Source organism: Desulfovibrio cuneatus DSM 11391 (assembly GCF_000430005.1).
Classification (GTDB): domain Bacteria; phylum Desulfobacterota; class Desulfovibrionia; order Desulfovibrionales; family Desulfovibrionaceae; genus Frigididesulfovibrio; species Frigididesulfovibrio cuneatus.
This window is the reverse complement of sequence record NZ_AUCY01000004.1, coordinates 1-26,180: the sequence shown is the minus strand read 5'-3', so window position 1 is coordinate 26,180 and position 26,180 is coordinate 1. Positions and strand designations below refer to the sequence as shown.

At 51.7% G+C, this 26,180-nt stretch carries 18 protein-coding genes; 12 read left to right on the top strand and 6 right to left on the bottom strand.

What is annotated here, in order from left to right; all coding sequences use genetic code 11:
- Positions 1–584: 584 nt before the first annotated feature.
- Entirely contained in the window at positions 585–2,150 is a 1,566-nt protein-coding gene (murJ, locus tag G497_RS0100105; protein ID WP_027186615.1) for a murein biosynthesis integral membrane protein MurJ, read from the top strand.
- A gap of 355 nt (positions 2,151–2,505) precedes the next feature.
- Here murJ and G497_RS0100100 read toward each other — a convergent pair whose 3' ends face one another.
- Positions 2,506–3,255, bottom strand: coding sequence for a pseudouridine synthase (locus G497_RS0100100; RefSeq protein ID WP_342663642.1), 750 nt, complete (start codon positions 3,253–3,255; stop codon positions 2,506–2,508).
- Entirely contained in the window at positions 3,252–3,899 is a 648-nt protein-coding gene (gene yedF, locus G497_RS0100095) for a sulfurtransferase-like selenium metabolism protein YedF (RefSeq protein WP_027186613.1), read from the bottom strand. Before yedF ends, G497_RS0100100 begins: the two co-directional genes overlap by 4 nt.
- Before the next feature lie 200 nt (positions 3,900–4,099).
- Here yedF and G497_RS0100085 point away from each other — a divergent pair, with 200 nt between their 5' ends.
- From G497_RS0100085 to G497_RS0100070, 3 genes are all read left to right on the top strand, one after another.
- Positions 4,100–5,881 (top strand): ABC transporter ATP-binding protein, encoded by a 1,782-nt coding sequence (locus tag G497_RS0100085; RefSeq protein WP_027186612.1) that lies wholly within the window; start codon positions 4,100–4,102, stop codon positions 5,879–5,881.
- A gap of 2 nt (positions 5,882–5,883) precedes the next feature.
- Positions 5,884–7,410: an LpxL/LpxP family acyltransferase gene (locus G497_RS19505; RefSeq protein ID WP_027186611.1), complete on the top strand. Its 1,527-nt coding sequence runs from the start codon at positions 5,884–5,886 to the stop codon at positions 7,408–7,410.
- A 305-nt stretch (positions 7,411–7,715) separates the two neighbouring features.
- Positions 7,716–9,152, top strand: a complete 1,437-nt coding sequence (locus G497_RS0100070) for a sodium:solute symporter family protein (protein WP_027186610.1) — start codon at positions 7,716–7,718, stop codon at positions 9,150–9,152.
- Positions 9,153–9,231: 79 nt separating this feature from the next.
- On the opposite strand, the gene G497_RS0100065 is transcribed toward G497_RS0100070, so the two are convergent.
- Complete coding sequence (locus tag G497_RS0100065; RefSeq protein ID WP_027186609.1) at positions 9,232–10,047, bottom strand: phosphoribosylformylglycinamidine synthase subunit PurQ; 816 nt, start codon at positions 10,045–10,047, stop codon at positions 9,232–9,234.
- 341 nt (positions 10,048–10,388) lie between these two features.
- On the opposite strand from G497_RS0100065, the gene pyrG reads away from it, so the two are divergent.
- The 6 genes from pyrG (at position 10,389) to lptB (ending at position 15,965) form a co-directional block, all read left to right on the top strand.
- A complete protein-coding gene (gene pyrG, locus G497_RS0100055; RefSeq protein ID WP_034635946.1) occupies positions 10,389–12,032 on the top strand; it encodes a CTP synthase in 1,644 nt (547 codons plus the stop codon).
- A 152-nt stretch (positions 12,033–12,184) separates the two neighbouring features.
- Positions 12,185–12,994, top strand: coding sequence for a 3-deoxy-8-phosphooctulonate synthase (kdsA, locus tag G497_RS0100050; RefSeq protein WP_027186607.1), 810 nt, complete (start codon positions 12,185–12,187; stop codon positions 12,992–12,994).
- Complete coding sequence (locus G497_RS0100045; protein WP_245576321.1) at positions 12,995–13,549, top strand: KdsC family phosphatase; 555 nt, start codon at positions 12,995–12,997, stop codon at positions 13,547–13,549.
- A complete protein-coding gene (lptC, locus tag G497_RS18745; protein ID WP_051257665.1) occupies positions 13,543–14,559 on the top strand; it encodes an LPS export ABC transporter periplasmic protein LptC in 1,017 nt (338 codons plus the stop codon). The genes G497_RS0100045 and lptC overlap by 7 nt, the downstream gene beginning before the upstream one ends.
- 99 nt (positions 14,560–14,658) lie before the next feature.
- Positions 14,659–15,225: an LptA/OstA family protein gene (locus tag G497_RS15880; RefSeq protein ID WP_051257664.1), complete on the top strand. Its 567-nt coding sequence runs from the start codon at positions 14,659–14,661 to the stop codon at positions 15,223–15,225.
- Complete coding sequence (gene lptB / locus G497_RS0100030) at positions 15,225–15,965, top strand: LPS export ABC transporter ATP-binding protein (RefSeq protein WP_034635911.1); 741 nt, start codon at positions 15,225–15,227, stop codon at positions 15,963–15,965. The genes G497_RS15880 and lptB overlap by 1 nt, the downstream gene beginning before the upstream one ends.
- Before the next feature lie 89 nt (positions 15,966–16,054).
- Here the strand turns inward: lptB and G497_RS0100025 are convergent, their stop codons facing one another.
- From G497_RS0100025 to G497_RS15875, 3 genes are all read right to left on the bottom strand, one after another.
- Entirely contained in the window at positions 16,055–16,750 is a 696-nt protein-coding gene (locus G497_RS0100025; RefSeq protein ID WP_027186604.1) for an aspartate/glutamate racemase family protein, read from the bottom strand.
- Positions 16,751–17,234: 484 nt separating this feature from the next.
- Positions 17,235–19,400, bottom strand: coding sequence for a RelA/SpoT family protein (locus G497_RS0100020; protein ID WP_027186603.1), 2,166 nt, complete (start codon positions 19,398–19,400; stop codon positions 17,235–17,237).
- On the bottom strand, positions 19,397–21,073 hold the full coding sequence (locus G497_RS15875) for a peptide-binding protein (protein WP_051257663.1): 1,677 nt from the start codon (positions 21,071–21,073) through the stop codon (positions 19,397–19,399). The genes G497_RS0100020 and G497_RS15875 overlap by 4 nt, the downstream gene beginning before the upstream one ends.
- Before the next feature lie 548 nt (positions 21,074–21,621).
- On the opposite strand from G497_RS15875, the gene G497_RS0100010 reads away from it, so the two are divergent.
- Complete coding sequence (locus G497_RS0100010; RefSeq protein ID WP_027186602.1) at positions 21,622–24,828, top strand: DEAD/DEAH box helicase; 3,207 nt, start codon at positions 21,622–21,624, stop codon at positions 24,826–24,828.
- A 106-nt stretch (positions 24,829–24,934) separates the two neighbouring features.
- Entirely contained in the window at positions 24,935–26,131 is a 1,197-nt protein-coding gene (locus tag G497_RS0100005) for a BaiN/RdsA family NAD(P)/FAD-dependent oxidoreductase (protein WP_027186601.1), read from the top strand.
- The last annotated feature ends 49 nt before the right edge of the window (positions 26,132–26,180 follow it).

The following is a 26,180-nucleotide window of genomic DNA, read 5'->3' as shown; positions in this document are numbered from 1 at the left end:
TGCAGGCCATGCAGGGAAAAACCATGTGCCACAGAAAAGACAAGACTCATGTAAATCGTTTTGATACGTTACTCAAGCAGGGCAAGAACTGTCAAGGGTGCCCCCGTTAAGGAACCACTAATTACAGGGAATTTGGCAAACGCGCAGTTATTTCGTTTGGCAAGGTCGGGGACACAGGCTCTGTGCGCGAGCTTTTTTTGAAGCAGGAGTTCCCAATTCCGCAGGAAAGCGGAATTGGGAACTGCCCGCAGGGCGGGAGCCGAAGGCCGAGGCCCAGGACGGGCCGAGTCAACTCTTCTGTCTTCGACTGTTTCATAAAAGCCGACGGCAGTCGCGAGCGTAGCGAGCCGTAGAGCGAGGCGGCGGGGCAAAGGCGGCTACACCGCCGAAGCGTATAACCCGCTGCAAGAGCGAAAAAAAGTGAAGTAACGCAGCCAAACGGAATAAATCAGCGTTTCCTTGTCTTGCTGTGGGTGGGAAGCTTGCGTATAGTGCCGCTTTACCGGGGCGGGCGCGTTGCCTGCCTTACACAGGGATAGGCCCCATGATGACCAGTGAAGGTTTCGTGGTGGCAAGGAGAGCATATGGCGCTGCTATTGCGCGCACAAAGTGCCGGGCTGGCAGCCGTGGCATTGGGAATAAGCGTTTTTCTTTCGCGTATTCTTGGCCTTGTGCGTGATAAAATTATTTCCTACTACTTTGGTTCTGGCATGGAAAGCGATGTGTATTTCACCGCTTTCGTTGTGCCAGACTTCATTAGCTATTTGCTGGCAGGCGGGTATTTTTCCATTACCCTTGTGCCGCTGCTTTCCCGGCGTTTTCTGGAAGACGAGGACGACGCTTGGCGCTTTTTTTCCGCTGCCGTGTGCTGGGCCACCCTGGCCATAAGCCTGTTTTGCCTGCTGGGGTGGTTGTTTGCCCCGCAGCTTGCAAAGCTGGTGGCCCCCGGCTTTTCCGGTGAAAAAAGCCTGCTTCTGGCCCGCTACCTACGCATTATTTTACCTGCCCAAATATTTTTCCTGCCAGGGGCCTGCTTTACGGCTGTGCTTTACTGCCGCAAGCAATTTACCGTGCCCGCCCTTACCCCGTTATTCTACAACGGGGCCATTATTCTGGGGGGCCTTGCCGGGCTTGCTCTTGCGCCTGAACAAGGCATGGAAGGGTTTTGCTGGGGGGTGCTGGCCGGGGCCTTTGCTGGCAGCTTTGCCTTGCCCCTGTGGGCTGTGCGGGCTGGTGGCCTGCGTTTTACCCCGCGCCTTGCCCACCCCATGATGAAAACAGTGCTGAAGCTGGCCCTGCCCCTTATGCTTGGGCAGTCCATTGTCAGCCTGGACGAGCAGTTTATCCGTATTTTTGGGTCGTTGGCGCATGAAGGCAGCGTGAGCCTGCTCAGCTATGCCCGGCGCATTATGCTTGTGCCGGTGGGGGTTATTGCCCAGGCCGCAGGGCTTGCGTCCTTCCCGTTTCTGGCAGGGTTGGTGGCAAAGGGCGACAAGCGCAGGTTTGAAGCGTCCCTGAACACCACGTTGCAAAATGCCCTGCTGGTGGCGTTTCCTGTTTCCCTATGGATGATGGTAGCGGCAGAACCCATTATGCGCCTTGTATTCCAGCAGGGCAGCTTCACACCCAAGGCTGCGGCGCAATCTGGCCTCTTACTGGCGGTGATGATGGCCAGCGTGGTGTTCTGGACCATTCAGCAAATTATGGGCCGGGCTTACTATGCCTGCCAAGACACCCTTACCCCGGCCCTGCTGGGCACTTTGGCTACGGTGTTTACCCTGGGGGCCTATTATTATGGTGCCATTTCCCTTGGGCCGCTGGGCATTGCCTTTGCCGGGGCCTTTGGGGTGGCGCTGTACACCGGGCTGTTGTGCTTTGTGTGGTGGCGCCGGCATGGGGCAGGGGCCCTTGCCGGGGTGGCTACCTTGGCCTTTATTGCCCTATGCCTGTGCATTCCGGCAAAGCTGGCTGCCGGGCTTACAGGCCGGTTGCTGCAAAGCCTGTTCCCGGAATATTCTCTGGCAGGGGCATTCGTATTCATCTGCGCCAGCGGTGTGGTGTTTTGCGCTGTCTACCTTGGCCTTGCCCAGTTGTTGCGACCAGACTTGCTAGCCCCGCTCCATGCGCTGCGTAACAGGTTGAAAAAATAATAAGCATTGGTGAGGCTCTGCCTCCCTTGTTCTTTGGTTAGAGAAATACTACTTAAATGGTATTTTGGAAACGCGTAGTTATTTCGTTTGGCAAGGCGCGAGCTTTTTTTGAAGCAGGAGTGACAATTCCGCAGGAAAGCGGAATTGGGAACTGCCCAAAGGGCGGGAGCCGAAGGCCGAGGCCCAGGACGGGCCGAGTCAACTCTTCCGTCCTCGACTGTTTCTTTTTTCCGCTCGGGCCTCGTGGAAATGTGCGGGCGGCAAAGCCACCCGTACCCTCCGCCCTCACTCCATGGCTCGCTATGCTCGCGACTGCCGTCGGCTTTAGGGGTATAACACCGCCAAACGGAATAAATCAGCGTTTCCCAAGCCCGGCAGCGCGGCGTAGGGTTACGATTTCATCGTGGTACAGCACCCGGGCTTTCCCGCTGGGCAAATCGCCAAGGCTTATGGGACCAAGGCTTACGCGAGTAAGACGCAAAATGGTCAGGCCAAGGTCGCGGCACATACGCCGAATTTGGCGGTTCAGCCCCTGGTGCAGTACAAGGTGCAAGGTGTTGGGGGCATCCGGGGCCACATGGGCTTCCACCGGGGCAAGGCGTTCCCCTTCGGCCAGGGTCATACCCCGGTGCATGGTTTCCAGCATGCGCTGGGTGGGCATTTCCCGCACCTGCACTTCATATTCTTTGGGCAGGTGGTAGCGCGGGTGGGTCAGGCGGTGGGTCAGCTCACCGTCGTCTGTGAGCAAAAGCAACCCTTCGGAGAAATAGTCCAGCCGCCCCACCGGGTACAGGCGCTTGTTTTTCAGGTGCTGGGGCAGGTAGTCCAGCACGGTAGCGCGGCCCTGTGGGTCGCTGGCGGTGCATACCACCTGTACGGGTTTGTGCAACAATACATATATTTTTTCATCCTGCTGGCCTGGGGTAAAAAATACCTTTTGTCCTTGCACGGCAATGGCGTCTTTGCCGGGGGTAACGCGCAGCCCCATTTCCTGCACCACCTGGCCATTCACCGTGACCCAGCCTGCGGCAATAAGTTCGTCAGCCTTGCGGCGGGAACACACTCCGGCTTCGGCCAGGGCTTTATTCAAACGCATTTCACTCATATACGCACAACCTTTGCGGCAAGCTGCATGCTGGTAACAATATCAAGCATATTGGTAGTTTGCCCCACCTTTTTTTCTTTTGTCAGTTTGAAAAACTCAAGGCACGCGCCGCACACCAGCACGTCCACACCTTCACGCTCCAGGCGTTGTAACGACTCAAGTGCTGGGCCTTCCGTAGCGGCAAGGCGCACCCCGCCGTTAAGCAGTACCACCCGCCACAAGGAATTGCCCATTTCCGGCAGGGTGGCTAAAAAGTTGAGCATAAGGCGCTGGGCCAGAACCTCGTCCCCCTGCCCAAAACCTTCGCAAGGAATAACAACCAGGGTTTTACCATTGTGTGCGTCTTCGGGCGCAAGGGGTTTTGGCATTGCTGCCGCGAAAGAGGGTTTTGTTGTTGCGGCAGAGGGGGGTGATTCTTCCCCGCTATGGCGCTGGGCACAAAGCTCCCATACGCCCTCTGTTTCAGTTACGGTAGCGACATAGCCATAGTGGTGCAACAACCGGGTAACATTTTCCGCTGCGGGCAGGTTGTCTACCAGCACGCGCAGGACTGCCGGAGCTGTTGCTTCCATGCATTCACGCACAAGCAAAACCGGGGTGGGGCAGTCCAGCCCCCGGCAATCCAGGGTAGTATTTTTAGGCATAACGCACTCCTTGCTTGCCTGTGGGTCAACTTTCATGCACAATATGCACGCTTTTGCGGCCTTGCCGTTTTATTACCAATTGTTGATTCGTGTTCCGTTTTTCATTGTGCCAGAAAGCCTGTTGTGCCTTGCAAAGGCAGGCGTGGCAACAACAACGGAACCCTAGCGAACCAGCAGTGAACACGAGAACCAGAGGATACATGACACACCAGCCAGAAGCGGCGCAAGCAGCCACACCCACTAGCGCCAAGGAAATTTTGAAACGGAGTGCAGGGTACTTCAAGCCGCACAAATTCATAATAACTATTGCCTGCATTGCCATGCTTATTACCGGGCTCAGTTCTGCAGGAATTGCCTGGTTGGTAAAGCCAGCCTTGGATGATATTTTTATAAATGGAGACAGGCAAGCCCTTTTTTGGGTTCCCATCGCTTTTGTTGTGCTTACCCTGGTAAAAGGGGGCACGCGCCTTGCTCAAAACTACCTTATGCAAATTGCCAGCCTGAAAGTGCTGGAAGTGTTGCGCGACGAACTGTACCGCAAGGTTATTATGCTGCCTTTGCGTTTTTTTGAGCATTCCCAGGTGGGGGTGCTTATGTCACGTATTATTAATGACGTTGCCGCAGTACGGGTAAGCATGCCCACCATTGTGCTTATGCTCCGCCAGGTAATAAGCGCTGCCAGCCTGCTGGTAGTGGTTTTTTACCAAGACTTTCGCCTTGCTATGTGGGCCATTATTGGCCTGCCCCTGGCCTTTTTTCCTTTTGTGTATTTTGCCCGCAGGCTGCGCAAACTGGGCCGCAAAAGCCAGGAACAAACAGCCGACATTACCGCCTTGCTGCAGGAATCCCTTAGTGGTGTACGGGTAGTGAAGGCCTTTTGCACAGAAGATGAAGAAGCAAAACGCTTTGACAAAAACAACAAGCGCCTGCTTACCTTAAACCGCAAGGAATGCCTTGCCAACGAAAGTTCTTCCGCCGTGATGGAATTGGTGGGAGCCCTTGGGGTGGCTGTGGTTATTTGGGTGGGCGGTATGCAAGTTATTGAAGGAAAAACCACGCCGGGCACCTTTTTTTCTTTTGTTACTGCCCTTATTATGATGTATGAACCAGTGAAAAAATTTACCGGGGCCAACAACGCCCTGCAACGTGCCCTTGCCGGGGCAGAACGTATTTTTGGTCTACTGGACGACCCGCGCCTGACAGTGGAACAGGGCGGTAACATGGAACTAGACACCCCGTTTCAGTCCCTTGCCTTCCAGAACGTTTCCCTGACCTATGCAGATGGCACCCAGGCCCTGAAAGATATTTCCTTTACCGTGCAGGCCGGGGAGCGCATTGCCATTGTTGGCCCCTCCGGCGCCGGTAAAACCACCTGCGTGAACCTTATTCCCCGGTTTTACGACCCCAGTGAAGGACGCATTCTGGTAAATGGCCTGCCTGTGCAGGAATACACGCTTCCCTCCTTGCGCCATGCTGTTTCCCTCGTTTCCCAAGATAATTTTCTGTTCAACCTGACGGTGGAAGAAAACATTGCCTATGGCATTGCCAATGTAAACCGTGAAGCGGTGATAGAAGCAGCCAAGGCAGCCTATGCCCACGATTTTATTGAAGCACTCCCCCAAGGATATGATACAGTTATTGGCGAGCGTGGGGTGAAGCTTTCCGGCGGGCAACGCCAGCGCTTGACCATTGCCCGCGCCCTGGTAAAAGACGCACCCCTGCTTATTCTGGACGAAGCCACCAGTGCACTGGATTCAGAATCAGAACGCACGGTGCAAAAAGCCCTGGACAACCTTATGGAAGAACGCACCAGCATTGTGATTGCCCACCGCCTTTCCACCATTATCAATGCCACCCGCATTATGGTAATGGAAGGGGGCCGAGTTGCCGCCATGGGCACCCACCAAGAACTGCTGGCGTCCAGCCCACTGTATGCCAAGTTGTATACCATGCAATATCAAAGTAACGGGGAAGGGGCCTAGCCATGAAAATTTCACCTCGAATTCTTGCGCCGATTATCTATACAGCGTACCGTTTGCTGTGTTCCACGCTGCGTATTACGCAGGTGGGCCGAGAAGCGGTGGATTCCCTGCAAGATGAAGGCAAGCTTATGGTGCTAAGCCTGTGGCACGACGAAGTTTTTCCTTTGGCGTACATGCGAAAGCGCCTGCCTATTATTGGTATTGTGAGCGGCAGCAATGATGGCGAGTACGTGGCCCGCCTACTGGAAGCCATGGGTACAAAAACGGCCCGTGGCTCTAGTTCACGCGGGGGTATAAAAGCCCTTTTACGTGCCGCAAAAACCATGCGCGATGAACATTATTTTGCCTGCATCACAGTGGATGGCCCGCGTGGGCCGCGCCATAGAGTGAAAGATGGGGCGGTGTTTCTGGCCCACCGCGCCGATGCGTACATGGTGCCTATACGCTCGTTTTACTCCAGGTCTTACCGTTTTTCCTCCTGGGATAAATTCCAGCTTCCGTTGCCGTTTTCTCGCATTACCATGGTAATTGGCGAACCCTACTTACTGCCAGAAGGTAAAATGGATGCAGAGTACGCAGCAGAGCAAAGCCAGCACCTAGAAAATTTGTTGCATTCTATGCAAGACCCAACACCCGCACCAGACGTGCGGCAAAGCTTACGGTTCCGCATTTACAGTATGTTTGCCAAAGCCATGCAAAAGGTAAGCCTGCAAGGCCTGCACCGCCTGGCAAAGGCCATAGCTTTTGTGGCTTGGCATGGCCTGCCCAAGCGGCGCAAGGTGGCTGTGCAAGCTATTGAAAAGCATTTGCACTACCCCACAGCCAAAGCAACTGCCACGGCCAAAGCCAGTTTTTATCATAACTTTGCATCATTTCTGGAAATTTTTCATTCGGGCGCTTTGTACGCTTCCCCTCAAACTTTTGCCTATGAAGATTCCCCCGGCCTGGAAGCGTTCCGCAATGAACAGGGCCCACTGGTCGTGGCAACGGCCCATATTGGGTCATGGGAACTTATGGAACCACACGCCGCACGCCTTGCCCCCAGCAAGGAACGCATTGTGGTGGTGCGCAGCCAAAAAGATAAAGCACTAACAGAAACTATGCATGACCTGCGTAGCGCAGGCGGAGTGCGTGCAGTAGGGCACCGCAGTGCCAGCACCGAGGCATTGGTTAGCTTGAAGCGCAATGGGCTGGTGGCTTTTTTGGTGGACCACAACGCCAGCAAAAAAGAATCTGTATTTTTGCCCTTTCTTGAAGATATTGCCGCAGTGAACATTGGTCCTGCCTTGCTTGCCCTGCGCAGCAAAGCCACTGTGTATCCCTCTTTCTTGTTACGTACACCGGAAGGTGGCCATACCCTGTATGTTGCCGAGCCGCTACGCACGGCAACACTCAAAGGCAGCGTGGCAGAACGTTGTACCATTATTGCCCAACATTATACAGATGCCGTGGCCCGTTGCGTGCAACAATACCCGGAACAGTGGTTCTGGATGCATAAACGGTGGAAAACGCGCTCTGACCAAGAGTAAGAAAATGATGTTTTTTACCTTGTGTGTATTGACACAAGAAAGCCTTTTACGTTACGTTTTTTTTCAGGAGTACAGTATGAATACATCTTTTGTGTTCGCTAACAGCAATTATTACCGCAGCTTCAATGAACGAGGCCAAGCGGTGGAGTGCGCTGTATTCTAAAACGTACAGGTAAAGCAAAATCAGGAACCGTCGGCCTCTGGGCTGGCGGTTTTTTTGTGGTAGCCCCCGCCAGCACACGACAAAAACGAGGGTATTGCATAATTATGGCAAACTCTCAGCAACCAAGCAGGAGAAAAACAGCATGCTTTTGAACAGTGCCATTTGGACGGCGTACATTGCCCTGTTTGTGTTTCTTGCCCGCAAGGGGCAAGGGCACGACATAGCCCGTTCAGGAAAAGTAAGCTTTGTTGTGCAGGCGTTTGCGTATGTTGCCACCTACATTTCCGCTGTGGCCCTGGTGGGCTTTGGGGGCCTTGCCCACGCCTATGGCTTGCAAATAATGCTGGTGGCCATTGGCAATGTGGTGCTGGGCACCTGGGTTGTGTATAAATTTTTCTCTTGGCCTACCCGCCAGTGGCAAAAACGCCTTGGGGCGCGCACCCCCACAGCCCTTTTGGCCTTGGGGCACAATTCTCCAGCCCTGAAAAACTTTCTTGCCCTGGTCTTCCTGGTGTTCCTTGGGGTGTATGCTTCCGCCGTGCTCAAAGGCGCGGGGTTGCTGTTTCTGGAACTCTTGCCCATTCCCTTGTGGGCCATTATTTGGGGCCTTGCCCTGCTTGTGGGCGTAAGTGTGTACATTGGGGGTTTTCGCGGGGTGCTGTACACAGAAGCTATGCAAGGTGTGGTGATGTTTTTGGGTATGGCCCTGCTTATTGGCGCTGTTATTAGTAAGGTGGGTGGCCCGGTGGAAGGCATACGCAGCCTTGCTGCCCTAGCCCCCACAGCCAAAGCAACCAACGGTTTTGCAGCTCTTTCCGGTGGGGGGCAAGGATTATTTGTGCTTTCCCTGGTGTTTGTTACCTCTGTTGCCGTGTGGGCACAGCCACAAATGATTCAGCGCCACTTTGCCGTTAGCTCACCCCAGCAGGCCGGGCGCACTGCCCCCCTTGCCATGGCAGTACTGACCATTATGGTGGGTGGCACCTACTTTGCGGCTTCTCTTTCCCGCCTTTTTCTGCCGGAACAAGCCTCGCCTGATGCCGTAATGCCCAAGCTGGTGCACATGCTGTTGCCGGAATTTGGCTTGCACCTGTTTGTGCTGGCCATTGTTTCTGCCTCCATTTCCACAGCAACAGCCCTGTTCCACATTGCTGCCTCAGCCTTTTCGGAAGATTTGAGCGGTGGGAAAATGGGCAAAGCAGGCTGGCTTATGGGCATTGCCCTGTGTGTTGTTATTTCCGCATCCTGTGCCCAGTTGGAAGGGCAATTCATCGCTTTGCTGTGTACCACAAGCTGGAGCATGGTGGGGGCCACAGCCCTGGTGCCTTACATTGCTCTGGTGCGGTTTAATGTACAAAATGGCCCTGCCGCGCTTGCTTCTGCCATTAGCGGATTCACTTCCTGCCTTGGCTGGTACCTGCTGGCTTACAAGCCAACAGCCCTGGTCTCCCCCATTTTTGGTGCAGACTGGGCCGCCATGCCACCATTTTTTGTAGGTATGGTATTCTCCCTGGCAGGTTTTGGTCTGACGCTTGCCTTGGCGGGGAAGAAAGAAGACGCTTTGGTGGAAGAGGCTTAGGGGAACGCTGAGTTATTCCACAAAAAAACGCCCAAAAGGGCGTTTTTTTGTGGAATGTATGGAAAAAGCTGTTGTTCTTTTATGCCAGCCCGCGCAAATGACGAATGGCGTTTTCAAACACCACAAGGCCAAGGGTGGGTTTGTCGCCCCGTGTCCAGGAAGGATGGTTGGTGGGGTGGTTAAAGGCTTCTGGGTGGGGCATAAGGCCAAATACACGCCCTGTGGGGTCGCACAGGCCTGCAATGCCCTGGGGGGAGCCGTTGGGGTTCAGCGGGTATTCCATGGTTACCTCGCCCGTTTCCGGGTGGGCATACTGCACCACAACAAGGTTTTCTTTCACCAGGCGTTCCAGCGTTTCCGGCGAATTGGGCACCAGACGGCCTTCCCCGTGGCGCACAGGCACATAAAGCGATTCCAGCCCTTTGGTGAACACGCAGGGGGATTGCTGGTTTACCTTCAGGTGGCACCAGCGATCTTCATAACGGGCAGAAGCGTTGTGGGTTAAGGAAACCTGCCGGGTAAAGTAAGCCAGGTCCAGGGCGGGCAGCAGCCCCAGCTTCACCATAAGCTGAAAACCGTTGCAAATACCAAGCACCAATCCGCCGGAAGCTACAAAGGCAGAAAGTTCTTCCAGCAGGGAAGCACCAGAAGCGGTCACGGTGTGCTGCCAGCGCTGGGCTGCGGCCTGGGCTGCGCCAAGGTCGTCGCCATCTAAAAATCCACCGGGAAAAATAAGGAACTGAAAGTCACCAAGGCGCACACGGCCTGCCACAAGGTCGGCAAAGTGGGCAATAACGGCTTCATCTGCCCCGGCAGCTTTGGCTGCATGGGCACATTCGTGTTCGCAGTTGGTGCCATAGCCGGTAATAACCAGGGTTTTTACAGTAGGGGCCATGTGTTCTCCTCAAGGCTCAAAGCAGAAATTGAGATTGTCAAAAGGCAGGAAAACGTTCATTGTAGGCAACAGAGGGCAACATGCGCTTTGTGCCTGAAAACCACACGCACCATATAATAATATGGCAGGGCAGCAGGGCATTGTCCTGCATGCAAGGCAAGCGTGGAACTGGTGCTTTTCAGTAGAAGGGTAGACATATTACTCTTTCCTACATGCTGCCGTCAACCAATTGCCTTCATAAAAAAATGAGGTATTATCCTCTGTTGTTGCTTTAAACAGGAAGTGAATGCGCTGAGCAGGAAGCGCCTGTTACCGATATAAGCCTGAAGGACTGGATGGATATGAAAGAAACAAAATTTATTTTCATTACTGGTGGGGTACTTTCCTCCCTGGGTAAAGGGCTGGCGGCCGCTTCACTTGGGGCACTTTTAAAGGCCAGGGGCCTTGAAGTAACCATTCAAAAGCTCGACCCCTATATTAACGTGGACCCCGGTACCATGAACCCAACCCAGCACGGGGAAGTGTTCGTTACCGACGACGGCGCTGAAACCGACCTGGACCTAGGCCATTACGAGCGCTACATAGATGTGGCCATGTCGCAGCGCAACAACTATACTTCTGGTAGCATTTATTACAGCGTTATCAGCAAGGAACGCCGGGGCGACTACCTGGGCGGTACTGTGCAGGTTATTCCGCATATCACCGACGAAATCAAGCTGATGATTCGCAACCTTGCCAATTCCGAACCGCAACCCGACGTGGTGTTGGTGGAAATTGGCGGCACAGTAGGCGACATTGAAAGCCAGCCGTTCCTTGAAGCTATTCGTCAACTACGCGGCGACCTGGGCAGGAACAACTGCCTGTTTATTCACCTGACACTGGTGCCTTATTTGCGCGCAGCAGGGGAGTATAAAACAAAGCCCACCCAGCACAGCGTAAAAGAGCTGCGTAGCATTGGCATTACTCCTGACATTATTTTATGCCGGTGTGAACAGACAGTGCCGGAAGATTTGAAACGCAAAATTGCCCTGTTCTGCGATGTGGACAGAGATGCAGTCTTTTCTTCCGTGGACGTGGACCATGTGTACAAGGTGCCCCTGGCATTTTACGATGAAGGGTTTGACCAGAAGGTGGCCATTATGCTGCGCTTGCCTGCCAAAAACCCGGAACTGCAAGCCTGGCGCGACCTTGTGTACTCCCTGGACCACCCGGCAGGGGAAGTGAACATTGGTATTGTTGGCAAATATGTGGAACTGAAAGAAGCCTACAAAAGCCTGCATGAAGCCCTTGTGCATGGGGGCATTGCCAACAACGTGGCCGTTACACTGCACTATGTTCCTTCAGAAGATATTACAGAAACCAACGCCAAGAGTATTCTTGGCAAGCTGGACGGCATTCTTGTGCCCGGCGGGTTTGGCGAGCGCGGTGTTGACGGGAAAATTGCTGCCGTTACCTACGCACGGGAAAACCGGGTGCCATTTTTTGGCATTTGCCTTGGTATGCAGTGCGCTGTTATTGAATATGCACGCAATGTTGCAGGCATTACCGGGGCAGATTCCGAAGAATTCAACCCCCTGGCCCAAGACAAAGTTATTTACCTGATGAAAGAATGGTACGACCACCGCCAACAGGGGCTGGTGAAGCGTACCCATGAAAGCGGCAAAGGCGGCACCATGCGCCTTGGGGCATACCCCTGCACGCTGAAAGACAATACAAAAGCCTTTGCGGCTTATGGTGCCAGCAGCATTGAAGAACGCCACCGCCACCGGTACGAATTCAATAATGACTACATGGAAACCCTGGAAAAAGCCGGGCTTGTTTTCAGCGGGCTTTCCCCCCATGGGGATTTGGCGGAAATTGTTGAAATTCCTGGGCACCCCTGGTTTGTGGGCTGCCAGTTCCACCCGGAATTCAAATCGCGTCCGATGCGTGCCCACCCTTTGTTCCGTGAGTTCATCAAGGCTGCAAAAGAAAACTCCAAGTAATGATGGTTTGTATAGCCGCCCCTTGCCAAAGCCTTGGGGCGGCTCTCTTGCACGTTATGCGTGTTTTTTGTAGCCACTTGCCAACAATGGCTGGCGTACTTACTTAGAAATCTTACATAAACGCAACCATGCGCAAACCCCTTGTTGGTATTATGCCGTACACGCCAGATTTTCTTTATAATACCCTGAAAGAACGGCACTTTGTGTTTGCCGGACCATGCGTTTTGGAAAGCTTTGACCTTGCCCTTGAAGTGGCCCACAAGGTACGCCTTGCGGCAGAGCAGGCTGGTCTTTTTGCCGTATTTAAAGCTTCATACGACAAGGCAAACCGTACTTCTGCCAGCAGTTTCCGTGGACCGGGGCTGGAAACAGGGCTTGCCTGGCTTGCCCGCATCAGGGAAGAAACAGGCCTGCCCGTTGTTACCGACATTCATGAGCCCGCTGAAGCCGCCGCCGTGGCAGAGCATGTGGATATTTTACAAATTCCCGCCTTTTTATGCCGCCAAACCTCCCTTTTAGAGGCCGCCGCCAAAACAGGCAGGGTAGTAAACGTGAAAAAAGGGCAATTTCTTGCCCCCTGGGATATGCCCAACGTGCATAACAAGCTTGTGCAGGCTGGCAACCACCGCGTGTTGCTTACAGAACGGGGTGCTTCCTTTGGGTATAACAACCTTGTGGTAGACATGCGCTCCTTCCCGGTAATGAATGCCCTTGGCGCACCAACCATTATTGATGCAACCCATTCCGTGCAATTGCCGGGCGGGCAGGGGGGAAGCTCCGGCGGGGACAGACGTTTTGTAGCCACCATTGCCAAGGCCGCAGCCGCTGCCGGGGCGCAGGGGGTTTTTCTTGAATGCCACCCCAACCCGGACAAGGCCCTGTGCGATGGCCCCAATAGCCTGCACCTGGATGATTTACCCCGCCTTTTGCAACAGCTTTCCGCAATATGGATGGTAGAATAAATGACTGAATCTTTCGTACCCCACGCATTCCCCCCCATGGAAGCAGCCGCTAAAGTGCGGCTTTTGGTGCTTGATGTAGACGGCGTGCTCACGGATGGCGGCCTGTATTACGACCTACAAGCCCAAACCATGAAGCGGTTTGATGTGCAGGACGGCCTTGGTATTCGCATTGCCCAAAAAGCAGGCATTATTGTGGCAGTTATTACCGGGCTTGATTCAAAAGCAGTGGCCTGCCGTATGCGCGACCTGGAAATTACCGACTATTATGCTGGTTATGTGGACAAACGTGCGTCCCTTGAAACAATTCGCAGTAAATATAACCTGGAATGGGAAGAAATAGCCTACCTGGGGGACGACTGGGTGGACCTGGCGGTTATGAGCAAAGTGGGGTTGCCCCTTGCTGTAGCCAATGCCCAGCCGGAAGTAAAAGCCATTGCCCATTATGTAACCCTGGCCCATGGCGGGCAGGGTGCTGTACGCGAAGTGGTGCGCCAGTTACTTATGGCCCAGGGAAAATATGACGCTGTGCTGCAAGCCTGGAGCTGCCCGTGCTAAAGCGCGTTGCCCTGGTGGGAGCAGGTGTGGGCCTTGTGGTGGCTGCCGTTTGGTTTATGGGAGGGAAGCTATTGTTCTTTCCCACAAAGCCAACCATGGAACAAACAGCGCAAAAACCTCAAGACACCAATACAAATAGCACCAGTTCCTCCCAATCTGCCATTAACTTTGCCCTTGAATCCATAAACATGAAGCAAGGGGAGGGCGGCCTTGAACTGTGGCGCCTGAAAGCCCATTGGGCAAATATTCGGCATGAAGACAATGTTATTGTGGTGGAAAAGCCCAAATTGGACTACGCCCTTTCGGGCAGTGACAATAAACACTTGTTCATCAATTCCCTGAAAGGGGAAATTGACCAGGCTGCGCAAACCATCCACTTTTTGGGCGATGTAGACGCACAATATGAAAAGAACACCATTTATGGGCCCACTCTTGTGTATAATGGAACAGCCCATACCATGAGCTTTCCTGAACCAAGCAGGTTTGTGGGCGAAGACATGCAAGGCTCTGCCGACAAGATTGTGTGGCTTATGCCTACACGCATTATTGAAGCCCAGGGTAACGTAATAGTGCATCTGCAAGGTAAGCCTGTGCTTAGCGGGCCCGCAACGGAACAGCCTATTGCACCAGAAGTGCCCCCGGCACCGGAAGCGATAGACACTGTGAAACCTGCCACACCCGAAGAAATAAATCCTCTTGCCCCCAACGCAAAGGTTGACAATACGGCGCAAGACGTTCAAACAATGGGGGCAACCCCTGTTGTGCAAGAAGCTGCCAGCAAGCCACAAACTGAACCTGCCACAAAAGCAGTGCAGGAAAGCAAACCCGCTGGTGATACAAAAGCGAAAACAAGCAAAGCACCTGTCCTAAAAAAAGCACCTACTCAAAAAAAAGCACCTAGCCCCAAAAAAGTGACTGCCTCCAAAAAAACAGCGCAGCCCAAAGGGCAGAAGAAAAGTGCCAAAAGCGTAACTAAATCGGCCAAAAAAGTTACAAAAGCTACTGAATAATACCACTGGTACAGGCCTAAAGCCTGCGTGTTTGTGACTTGGGTATATGAATATATACCATTTGGCACACTAACCATGACCTTGCCCGGATACAACCCCATGCACACTCCTTTTATGACCTCGCGTTTACTTGCAACGGCCCTGTTCTTTTCTTCTTTGTGCGCACCTGCCTGGGCTGCGCCTTCAAAAGCTGTTCCCACAGACATCAAAGCCGATCACATGGCCTATGATGCGGACCAGAAAAACGTCGTGTTCACGGGCAATGTTCACGTAAAGCGTCCAGACTTCGAATTGTGGTCCAAAACGCTTACCGTATACTTCAAGCCTTCAGACAAGATAAAAAGTGAAAGTGAAGAGGAAGTCGGCACGATTCAAAACATGAACGCAGGGGAGATTGACCGTATTGTAGCCCGGAATAATGTGGTTATGAAAAGTGAGGGCAAGGAAGGGCGCTGCGAAGTAGCCACCTACCATACAAATTCAGACACGTTTGTTATGGAAGGTTCCCCCAACCTGCGGGAAAAGGACAACGTTTTGCGCGGCACCAAAATTGTGCACCACATGGCAGCCAACAAAAGCGAAGTGATGGGGGGCGTGGAAGCAAATTTTGTTACCCCGGACAAGTCTGAACAAGGATCTCTTGTTCCCACGGGGAGAAAGAAATAATGCAGGGGGCACAACAGCCAAGTGTATTGCAGGCCAACCAACTGCGCAAACGTTATGGAGAGCGCGAAGTGGTGCGGGGCGTTTCCCTGGATGTACACCAGGGGGAAATTGTTGGCTTGCTTGGCCCCAACGGTGCTGGCAAAACCACCTCGTTCTACATGATAACAGGTATTGTGAAGCCTACGTCTGGCGATGTGTTCCTGAATAACGTCAACATGGCTACTTGGCCGTTACACCTACGGGCCCGTAAAGGGCTTTCCTACTTGCCACAAGAAAGCTCCATTTTTAAAAAGCTCACAGTATATGATAACTTGCGCATTGTACTGGAATATACAGACCTGACTAAAGCCCAACAAAAAGCCAGGGCGCAGGAGCTGTTGGAAGAATTTCGCATTACGCACATCAGCAATTCCTACGCTGCAACACTTTCCGGCGGGGAACGCCGCCGCCTGGAAATTGCACGGGCCCTGGTGCGTGAACCCAAGTTCGTGTTGCTGGACGAACCCTTTGCAGGCATTGACCCCCTGGCTGTGGATGACATTCAAACCCTTATCAGCGCATTGCGTGATAAGGGGATTGGGGTGCTGATTTCCGACCACAACGTGCGGGAGACATTGCGTATTTGTGACCGGGCCTACCTGATGTTTGAAGGCCAGGTTATTCTGCAAGGTTCGCCACAAGAACTGGTGGACGACCCAAAAGCACGCCGGGTGTACTTGGGCGAAGGCTTTACGCTGTAAGTACTTTTACATGAATCAACCAAGTGCAAAGTGCATACGCACAGATAGAGTGACACCTTCCAAAGCCAAAAGCCTTGGAAGGTTTTTTATTAATGCCCGAGCATACGCTGTACAAGAGCGTCAATATGCTCTTGCATTGTGTCAAAGGCGGGCAAGGGGACATCGGCTACAGGCAAAAGCAATGGAATTTCCGTACATCCAAGAATAATTCCTTCAATACCTTGATCTTCTTGCATTTTATGAATAACACGTAAAAATTCTTGTTTTGTTGTCTCCAGGAATATACCACGCTCAAGTTCCTGCATGATATAGGTATTTATTTTGGCAGCATCTTCAGCACAAGGAATGGCAACGGAAATACCTGCAGCGTGAAATGGCTTTTTGTAAAAATCTTGCTGCATGGTAAATGAAGTACCCAGCAATCCTACTTTTGTCATTTGTTTCTTTTGCACGGCAGAACAGGTCGTTTCAATAATGCTAACAAGAGGAATGGGCGAACGTGGCACAAGCTGCTCATAAACAATGTGCGGGGTATTGGCTGCCAGGGCAGCAAATGTGGCTCCGGCTTTTGCCACATTGTGGATGGCATTCAGGAGAAAGGAACAGAGCCCAGGATAATCTTGAACAGCGCAAAATTGAAGCACTTGGTGCACATCAACATTTTCAAGAACAAAAGCTGGAAAATGGTTGTTCGTGTTTGCTTGCTGGAAACCATAGTTGAGTTGTTTATAGTATATGAGTGTGGATTCCGGCCCCATGCCACCAATCAGTCCAAGTTTTTCCATGAAGAAGTCTCCTGCAAATGGCGAATAATGGAAGTCTGTAAACTGTAAAGATTTTATGAAAGAAGTAAAGGGGAGGGTTTCTTCCCTCTTTTAAAGTTAACATAATTTACATTATGGGACAAATTCAGCGAGAATAACGAGGCTTCAAAAACGCCCTTTTCCGGTGTTTTAGCAAGTAAAACGATTTAATCCCTGCCGCACAGGCTATTGGCGTTAAAAGCGTATTTCTGTTGAAATATGATGCTCCTGCTAAAATTGCAATTATAATCTACTGTAATTATTGCTTTTCGTGTTGCGTCTTTTGTTCTTGATACTCTGAATTTGCTTGTTCGTACCTTTGGCTCGAACATATCCCACTGTTTGTTGTTTCAGCTTTCACGTTTGATTGTCCCTTTGTTGTTCCAAAAAAATACAGAGCAAGGAACCTGAGGGGCCGTTGCTCTGTATTGGAAGCGCTTAGGAGGCACGCCGGAAAGCGCGGGCACTATTCCGGGTGCGAAGAAACGGCGGAACGAATAACTTCGAATACTGAATCCACCTTGCGCAGCATCCCCACAATACGAAACAGGTGGGCTACGTCAGAAACCTGAATAAGCAATTCAAATTCTGATTTGCCATCCACGTGGGAACGGATAAAGCCGGAGTCAATATTAGCGCCTTCTTTATCAATAACTAAAGCAACCTGGGCCAGCATACCCCGCTTGTTAACGCAAAAAACACTAATACGTGCCGGGAATGGCGCACTGTTGTCTTCCCGCCCTTCCCAGGTCACATTGAGCAGGCGCTCCGGTTCCATGGTGGCAATGTGCGGGCAGTCTGTACGGTGTACAATAATACCGCGCCCGCGGCTGGAAAAGCCCACTACAGCGTCACCGGGTACAGGGTTGCAGCACTTGGCAAGTTTGGTAAGCAAGTCACCAATGCCCTTAATGGTAACACCCGTAGATTTTGAAGCATTACCGCCCTTCTCTGCTGCTTCCTCTACCGGGGGGTGCCCATGGGGCGTAGCTTCTTTGGGCTGCATCAGGTTAAAAACTTTGCGCGCTGAAATGCGGGCATACCCTACAGCCGAAATAAGGTCGCCCACTTCAGCAAACTTCAATTCCTTGGCAATGGCAGCAATGGTGCCATTTTTCAAGACCTTATTGAAGTTCACGTTCATGCGGCGGCCTGTTTTTTCCAGAATCTCCTTACCCACAGTAATGCTGCGGTCACGTTCCTTGGTGCGCAGGTGGTGCTGCACCCGTGTGCGGGCCTTGGCGGTTTTTACAAAATTCAGCCAGTCGCGGCTGGGGAAGCGGTTTTGGTCAATAATAACCTCTACCGTATCGCCACTTTTCAGGGCTGTGGAAAGTGGCACCAACTTGCCATTCACCTTGGCCCCGGCGCAATGGTCACCAAGGTCTGTGTGAATGAGGTAGGCAAAGTCAATGGAGGTGGCCCCTTCAGGCAATTCTTTTACTGCACCGCGCGGGGTGAAAACGTAAATTTCGTCTTTGAACAAATCAAAGCGCAGGGTGCGTAAAAACTCCTGGGAATTGCTCTCCATTTTTTGCCAGTCCAGCATTTCACGCAGCCAGGCAAATTCCCGGGCATCTTTTTGCTTAATGCGCCCGCCTTCCTTGTAAAGCCAGTGGGAGGCATGCCCATGTTCAGCCAGCTTGTCCATTTCTTCGCTACGAATCTGTACTTCCATGCGTTCACCCCGCGGGCCAATAACGGTGGTGTGCAAGCTTTGGTACATGTTCTGCTTGGGCATGGAAATGTAGTCTTTAAAGCGCCCAGGTACGGGCTTCCATGTAGCATGCACTAGCCCCAGGGCGGCGTAACAGTCTTTCAGGTCATCTACAATGGCCCGGAAGGCTATAATGTCATGCATCTCATCCAGTGTGGTATTTTGAGCCTGCATTTTACGGTAAATACTGTAAATATGCTTAATACGGCCCTTAATTTGCGCCTTAATGCCGTTTTGATACAGAATTTTTCGAAGTTTGCTGATAACTCCGTCAATATACTGCATGTCATCTGCTTCATGCCGTTGCAGCCATTCGGCAATGCGGTTGTATTCATCGGGTGAAATATAGCGAAAGCTTAAATCTTCAAGTTCAAGTTTAATGCGGTGCATCCCCAGCCGGTTGGCAAGGGGTGCATAAATGTCCATGGTTTCCTGACCAATGCGCCGTTGTTTTTCCGGCTTCTGAAAGCCCAAGGTGCGCATGTTATGCAGCCTGTCTGCCAGCTTTACAAACAAAACGCGCATGTCTTCATTCATGGCAAGAATCATTTTACGAATGTTCTCTGCCTGTTGCGCTTCTTTGCTGTCAAAGGTCATAAGGCTGATTTTGGTCACACCGTCTACGATGTCGGCCACATCTTCGCCAAATTTTTCATCAATTTCTTCAATAGTGGCAATGGTGTCTTCCACTGTGTCGTGTAATAAGCCAGCAACCACTGAAGGCACATCAAGCCGCATTTCCGCAAGGGTATAGGCCACCGCCATGGGGTGTGAAAGGTAGGGCTCGCCTGAAAGGCGCACCTGCCCTGCATGCACTTCCTTGGCAAAGGCATAGGCTTTTTTTACCAGGACCGTGCTTTCCGGGCCATGGAAGCGCTGCACTTTTTCAAGAATATTCTCTATGGTAATGCTCATTGCGCCTGCACTCTGTGGCGTTGGTCCCCGGCAGGAACCCACCATTTGGTAAAATTGTGAAATATACCCCCAGGGGCGGTCTCTAAACCTTTAAAACGGTTCTGTATCACAGTCAACCTGTGCGGTACATATAAGAAACAATATGGCTGTTCTTCATGCAGTACTTCTTGAAACCTGTCGTACACCCGTTTTCTTTTGTCCCGGTCAAAGGTGGTGCGCCCTTCTTCAAGTAACTTGTCAGCTTCTTCATTCTTGAAGTTGACAAAGTTCAAGCCCCCCCCTGCCCGTGATGAATGCCACACATCATACCCGTCCGGGTCAAGGGGTATTGTCCAGGCCAGGATAACGGCATCAAAAAAACCGGGGTTAACAAACTGTTGCAAAAATGCGGCCCATTCCACTGTGCGAATGTTCACATTAATGCCAAGTGCTTTCAACTGGTTTTGTAAAATAACCGCTGTTTTTATGCGCGTTTCATTCCCCTGGTTCACCAGCAGGGTAAAGCTGAAGGGCTCACCTTTTTCATTGCGCAGTACGCCGTCTTTCCCCTGCTGCCAACCAGCTTCTGCAAGCAGGGCTTTAGCTTTTTCCAGGCTATGGGCATAGGGCTGAATGTGGGTGTTATACACCCAGGTGCCTGGTTGGTAAGGGCCAATGGTGGGGTCCCCCAATCCTAAAAGCGCCCCTTTAATAATATCTTCTTTGTTTATGCCATGGGCCAGGGCCTGGCGCACCCGCTTATCACTAAACAGCGGACTTTTCAGGTTATAACCAAGGTAAGTGTAGGTAAATGAGGAGGAAGGAAAAATCGTAAATTCTTTGCGAAACTCTAGAGTGTTGGTCTGGTAGCGGTACTGCTGGGGGGTGAGGCTACCCAATGAGTCCAGCTTGCCAGCCTTTAATTCCAAAAACATAGTGGTTAAATCTGGAATTACTCTGTATACTATTTGATCTATATATGGCTTGCCTTCAAAATAGGTGGGGTTTGCACGCAAATTCACCCGCGCTCCCGGCTTCCATTCAAACAGGATATACGGCCCGGCGCTTAACGGTTTTCTTGCAAAAGCTGTGCTGCGCAAATTTTGCCCTTCCAGGGCGTGCTTTGGCATTATGCTGCTCATCCAGGTGGTTAGGGAGCGGGCAAAAGGCTTGTCGTACAACACTTCAACGGTATACTTGTCCAGCTTGCGAAATTCCTTCACTGCTTTAAAGTCTGAAGCATAGGCCGTGGGGGTGGCCGGGTCTATCATCATCTTGTAGGTAAATTCCACATCATCAGCAGTCAGTTCTACGCCATCTTGCCACAAGATACCTTTACGCAGCACAAAACGCAGGCGCAGGCCTTCATCCAACACTTCAAATGATTCTGCCGCATAGGGAACTATAACAAGGCTCTTGTCATATTTTATGAGAGAAACATAAAAATTACCTGAAACTTCACTTGAAGAAGCATCAGATGAAAGCGCCGGAATAAGATTGCTGGGGTCTGCTAGGGTGCCGGTAATAAAAGAATCGCCATACTCCTCCCCCTGGGCAAAAGCAGGCGCACAGGCAGCCTGCCAAAAGCACAGGCAGGCGATAACGCATAAAGGAAGGAAAGCAGCACACTGTTTTTGCAGTGTTGCTACTTTGGGCTTGCGGCATAAGCGATGTAGTAGAGGAAGGATTATCATTGCATTCAGAAAAAAAATGGTTAATTTATTGTATTGAGGTGTCTTGTTCCAACTATTCCTTCTATTCTTGCAGACTAGAGGGAATAACGCAAGCAAAGGGAAAAGGTATTTTCCGCTGACGCCGTTGAACTTTTATGCTTTCTGTGCAATACTTGTAGCAGAAAAGCAGAAAAGCTTTTATGGGAACTGCTGGTTCATTCGCAATCCGCAGCTTCATGCCCAAACAACGGAACATTTACTTGTTTGGGAAAGGCACATAATCCACTCACTTTACAGAAGAAGTGAATTCTCCTTAGGGATGGGTTATGGTCTTTTTACTGTGCAATAACCATAGAGAAACACGTAGCCAGTGCTTCCCTTGTATGGCACGTCACCTGAAAAAAAACACAAACGGATAGTTTTCATCTGGATGTCAAATATTTGAAATTGCCGCTATACCCTTCTTGTCACATCTCTACTCTTTTGATATCATTGTGTATGCGCAAATAGCAAACAAAGGCAAACATTGCCAGGTTGGGTGTCTTGTATCATTGTTTGGTGAAGGAAACATGAACGAAAGCAAAATAAAGAATATTTTACAAGAATATTTGCACGATTCTGTACCGGAATATATTGCGGATTCAGCCCACAATATAATCAATTCCGGGGGTGTGCAAAAACTTGGCCTGAAAAAGGATGATCCCATTTGGGAGGTGGAAGCCACCATTCAAGGGGACGACCTGCAACACTACACTCCGCGGCTGACTATTTTTACTGGTGAAGGGACGGTAAGTTCGCATTGCAACTGTTCGGATTCCTTTTCCGGTGTATGTACACACGTGGCAGCCACTCTTATAAAATTGCTTGCCACCCTTGATGCGCATAATGATGAAGCCCCCCCCGCTACCAGAAACCGGGTAGACTGGCGCCAAACATTTCGCTCTCTCTTTTCTTCTGAAATTGAACCAGAAGCCGGAAAGCATTACCTTATTTTGCGTTTTTACCCAGAACCTGGTCGCTTGCAGGTGGCCTTTTTCCGTGCCCGGCAGAACAAGTCGGGCCTTTCCAGTGTGCAAAATGAAGTAACTCTTGAACAAATCATCAACACACCGGAATTATGCGAACTTTCCCCCAACTTACCCAAAGTTGCAGCCCTTATTGGCCAGTATGACGACTACCTGGGCCACCGTATTACCATTCCAGACGGCTTGCTGACCTGGTTTCTCTGGTCTGTTCGCAAAGAATATTTCATGTTCTGGCAAGATTCTGATTCCCCTTGCCGTATTGAACAGCGCACCATGCAACTGCGCTTTCGGCCTGAATTTATCGCTGAGAATCAGCTTACTTTTGCCGTGCTCCTGCACCGGGAAGGGAAACCCCCAGTGCCCATTGCCGGAACAGACACCACCTTCCACGGGCAAATGCCCCTTTGGGTATGCTGGAAGCACAGCTTTTTCCCTGTGTATTCCACCATTGACTCCAAGCTGGTGCAAGAACTTACAAGCAACCCCCTTGCTGTACCGCAGGAAGAGCTTTCCGAATTTCTGGACAGGGTGTGGAGCAAGCTCCCCTCTTCCGCCTTGTACGGGCAGGAAGATTTTATGCGGCAAATGGAACCGTACCTGGTGCCTGCCACATACAACCCCAAGCTTTTTCTTGATGAAGAAGGCAGCCTGCTTACCCTTGAGATTCAAAACGTGTATGAAACCATACACGGTGAATTTACCATGCCCGGCCCCAACCCGGACTTTCAAACAGGCAGCTATTCCTATGAAGGGCAAACTTACCTTATCAAGCGCATGCAGGAAGAAGAAGCTGCGCTTACCAACATGCTGCTTGAAATTAAATTCCAGCCGCGTAACTCGCGCATCTGGTTTTTAGAACCAGAGGAAGCCATTACTTTTTTGCTGGATGTGTACCCCACGCTGGTGGAAAACTACCGGGTGTATGGGGAAACGGCCCTTTCCCGCTACAAGGTACGCCTTTCCCAGCCTGTTATTTCTGCTGAAATTAAGAGCGATGAAAAAGAAAAATGGTTCACCCTGGATATTGATATTCAGTACGACGGCCAAAGTGTTGCTCTGGAAAAAGTGTGGGAAGCCTGGACACAGGGCAAGCGGTATGTGCAACTGAAAGACGGTTCCTACACCAGCCTGCCGGAAGGTTGGCTGGAGCGCATTGCCCATAAGTTGCAAGCTTTGGGCCTTGACCCTTCCGAACCGCCCAAAAAGCAGTTTGCCCAATTTGAAGCCCCTGTGCTGGACAGCTTGCTGGACGACCTGCCCGGTACGGTAACCGATGGTTTTTGGGACACGTTGCGTGAAAAAATTCATACTTTCAAGGAAATTACACCCATCCCCCAGCCCGGTGGCTTGAACGCCACCTTACGTGGTTACCAATTGCAGGGCCTTGCCTACCTGAACTTTCTGCGCGAATACCACTTTGGTGGTATTCTGGCCGATGAAATGGGCCTTGGCAAAACGGTGCAAACTCTTTCCTTCCTGCAGTACATGTATGAAAATGGCATGACAGGACCAAACCTGATTGTTGTGCCTACTTCGGTGCTTCCCAACTGGGAACGTGAAGCCGCCAAGTTTGTTCCCGACCTGAAGTGCCTTGCCATTTATGGCACCCGGCGCGACAGCATGTTCAAGCAAATCAACTCGTCCCACATTGTTCTTACCACATACGCCCTTTTGCGGCGCGACCTGGAAGAACTGGAAAAGTTCGATTTCAACACCATTATTCTGGATGAAGCCCAAAACATTAAGAACCCAAACACCATCACAGCCCGTTCCGTGCGGCACATCAAGGCCGATATGCGGCTGTGCCTTTCCGGTACCCCCATTGAAAACAACCTGTTTGAACTGTGGTCGCTGTTCGAGTTTCTTATGCCGGGCTTTCTTGGCGCACAAAACGCCTTCAAGCGCGGGGTGGTCAAGCCCATCAAGGAAGGAGATGACGACACCCTCACCTTCCTGCGTACCCGTGTGCATCCGTTTATTTTGCGCAGAACCAAGTCGGAAGTGGCAAAAGACCTGCCGCCAAAAATTGAAAACATTACCTATTGTGGCCTTGCGGAAGAACAGGCAGAGCTCTATTCAATGCTCGCACGCAAGCTGAAGGAACAGGTAATGACCACGGTGGAAAAGAATGGCATTGCCAAAAGCCAGATGTCTATTCTGGATGCATTGCTCAAGCTGCGCCAAATCTGCTGCCACCCACGGCTGCTGAAGCTGGATATGCCTGGTGTTTCCACCAACCTGCCCTCCGGCAAGTTCGATACATTCAAAGACATGATGACGGACATTGTGGAAGAAGGCCACCGCGTGCTGGTTTTCTCCCAGTTCGTGCAAATGCTGCACATTATCCGCTCCTGGCTGCAAATCAGTGAACTGCCCTTCTGCTACCTGGACGGCACAAGCAAAGACCGCTTCGACCAGGTGGACAAATTCAGTAACGACCCCTCCATCCCCATCTTCCTTATTTCCTTGAAGGCCGGGGGCACAGGGCTTAACCTGACTGGCGCAGACTATGTTGTCCACTACGACCCGTGGTGGAACCCGGCTGTGGAAAACCAGGCCACGGACCGCTCACACCGTATTGGGCAAACAAAGCAGGTATTCTCGTACAAGCTTATTTGTCAGAACACAGTGGAAGAAAAAATTCTTTCTCTGCAAAGTGCCAAAAAAGATGTGGCAGACTCCATTATTCCCGGCGCTGAAACGTTCAAGTCTCTCTCGCGGGAAGACTTGGAAATGCTCTTTGAAGTATAGTATCGGGGACCATTTGAGTCCTTTATGCCATTAATATACCATTTAAGAGGGAAGGAACAACCTTCCCTCTTTTCCTTTCTTTACATATTACCCCCACCACACACCTATGGAACACGTACATTGCATTATTCTTGGGGCCGGAGTTTCCGGCATGGCCTGTGCCGCAAAAGCTACCGCAAATGGGGCCAAGGTCATGGTTATAGACCACGCCCGCAAGCCGCTGCGTAAGCTGTTAATTACGGGCGGCGGTAAATGCAATATTACCAACCGTAATGTGCTGCCAGAACATTACCTGAGCGGCAACCCGTCGTTTACCCGTTCCGCCTTAACCCGGTTCACCCCTGCTAACCTGCTGCGTATGCTGGAAGATGCGGGCATTCCCCTGGAAGAACGGGAGGAAGGACAAATTTTTTGTAAACGCACTTCGGAAGATGTGCGCAACTGGCTGGTTGCCGGGGCCGGTGCGGCTGCGTTCCAGCTTGGCGGGCGCATTCATGCTGTGACCCGTGAACAGGATATGTTTGTGGTGCGCGGGGAAGCGGGCGAGGCTACAGCCCCGCACCTGGTGCTGGCCCTGGGTGGCCCGGCATGGCCCCAAACCGGGGCGAGTGCCTATGGCTTCAGCCTGGCAAAGCAGTTTGGGCACAGTGTGGTGCCCCCCCGTGCAGCCCTTGTGGGGTTGCATTTGCCCAAAAATTCCCCTTTACTGGGCCTTGCTGGCATGAGCTTGCCCGTGACATTATCTCTTACCAATCCTGGTGAAAAAAAGAGCCTTCCTGTGGCCCAAAACCTTTCTTTGCTCTTCACCCATACAGGGGTAAGCGGCCCGGCAGCCTTGCAGGCTTCTCTTTACTGCCAGCCAGGGGCAGAACTGGTGTGTAATTTTTTACCCGATACGAGTGTAGATGCCTTGTGGGATGCCCCGGAAAGCGGCAAAACCCTCGTGAAAAACCGCCTGCGCGGCCTGCTGCCTGCCCGCCTGGTGGAAGCGTTGCTCCCCCCTGCCCTGGCTGAAAAACGTATTGCCGAAACAAGCCGTAAAGACAGGGATATGCTCACCAGCCTGTGTACCCGGTTTCCCCTTTCCCCCACAGGCAATGAAGGGTTCAGAAAGGCAGAAGCCTGCGCTGGCGGGGTAAACACCCATGAAATTTCTTCCAAAACCATGGAAAGTACCAAAATGCCGGGGCTGTATGTGTGCGGGGAACTGCTGGACGTGACAGGCCGCCTGGGTGGCTATAACCTGCATTGGGCCCTGGCTAGCGGCTTTGCCGCAGGTGAGGTTATAAAGACTAATGAGTAGCAGGGGAAGGGGGAAAACCCCTTGAAAGGGGCTTTTCCCCCTTCCCCTG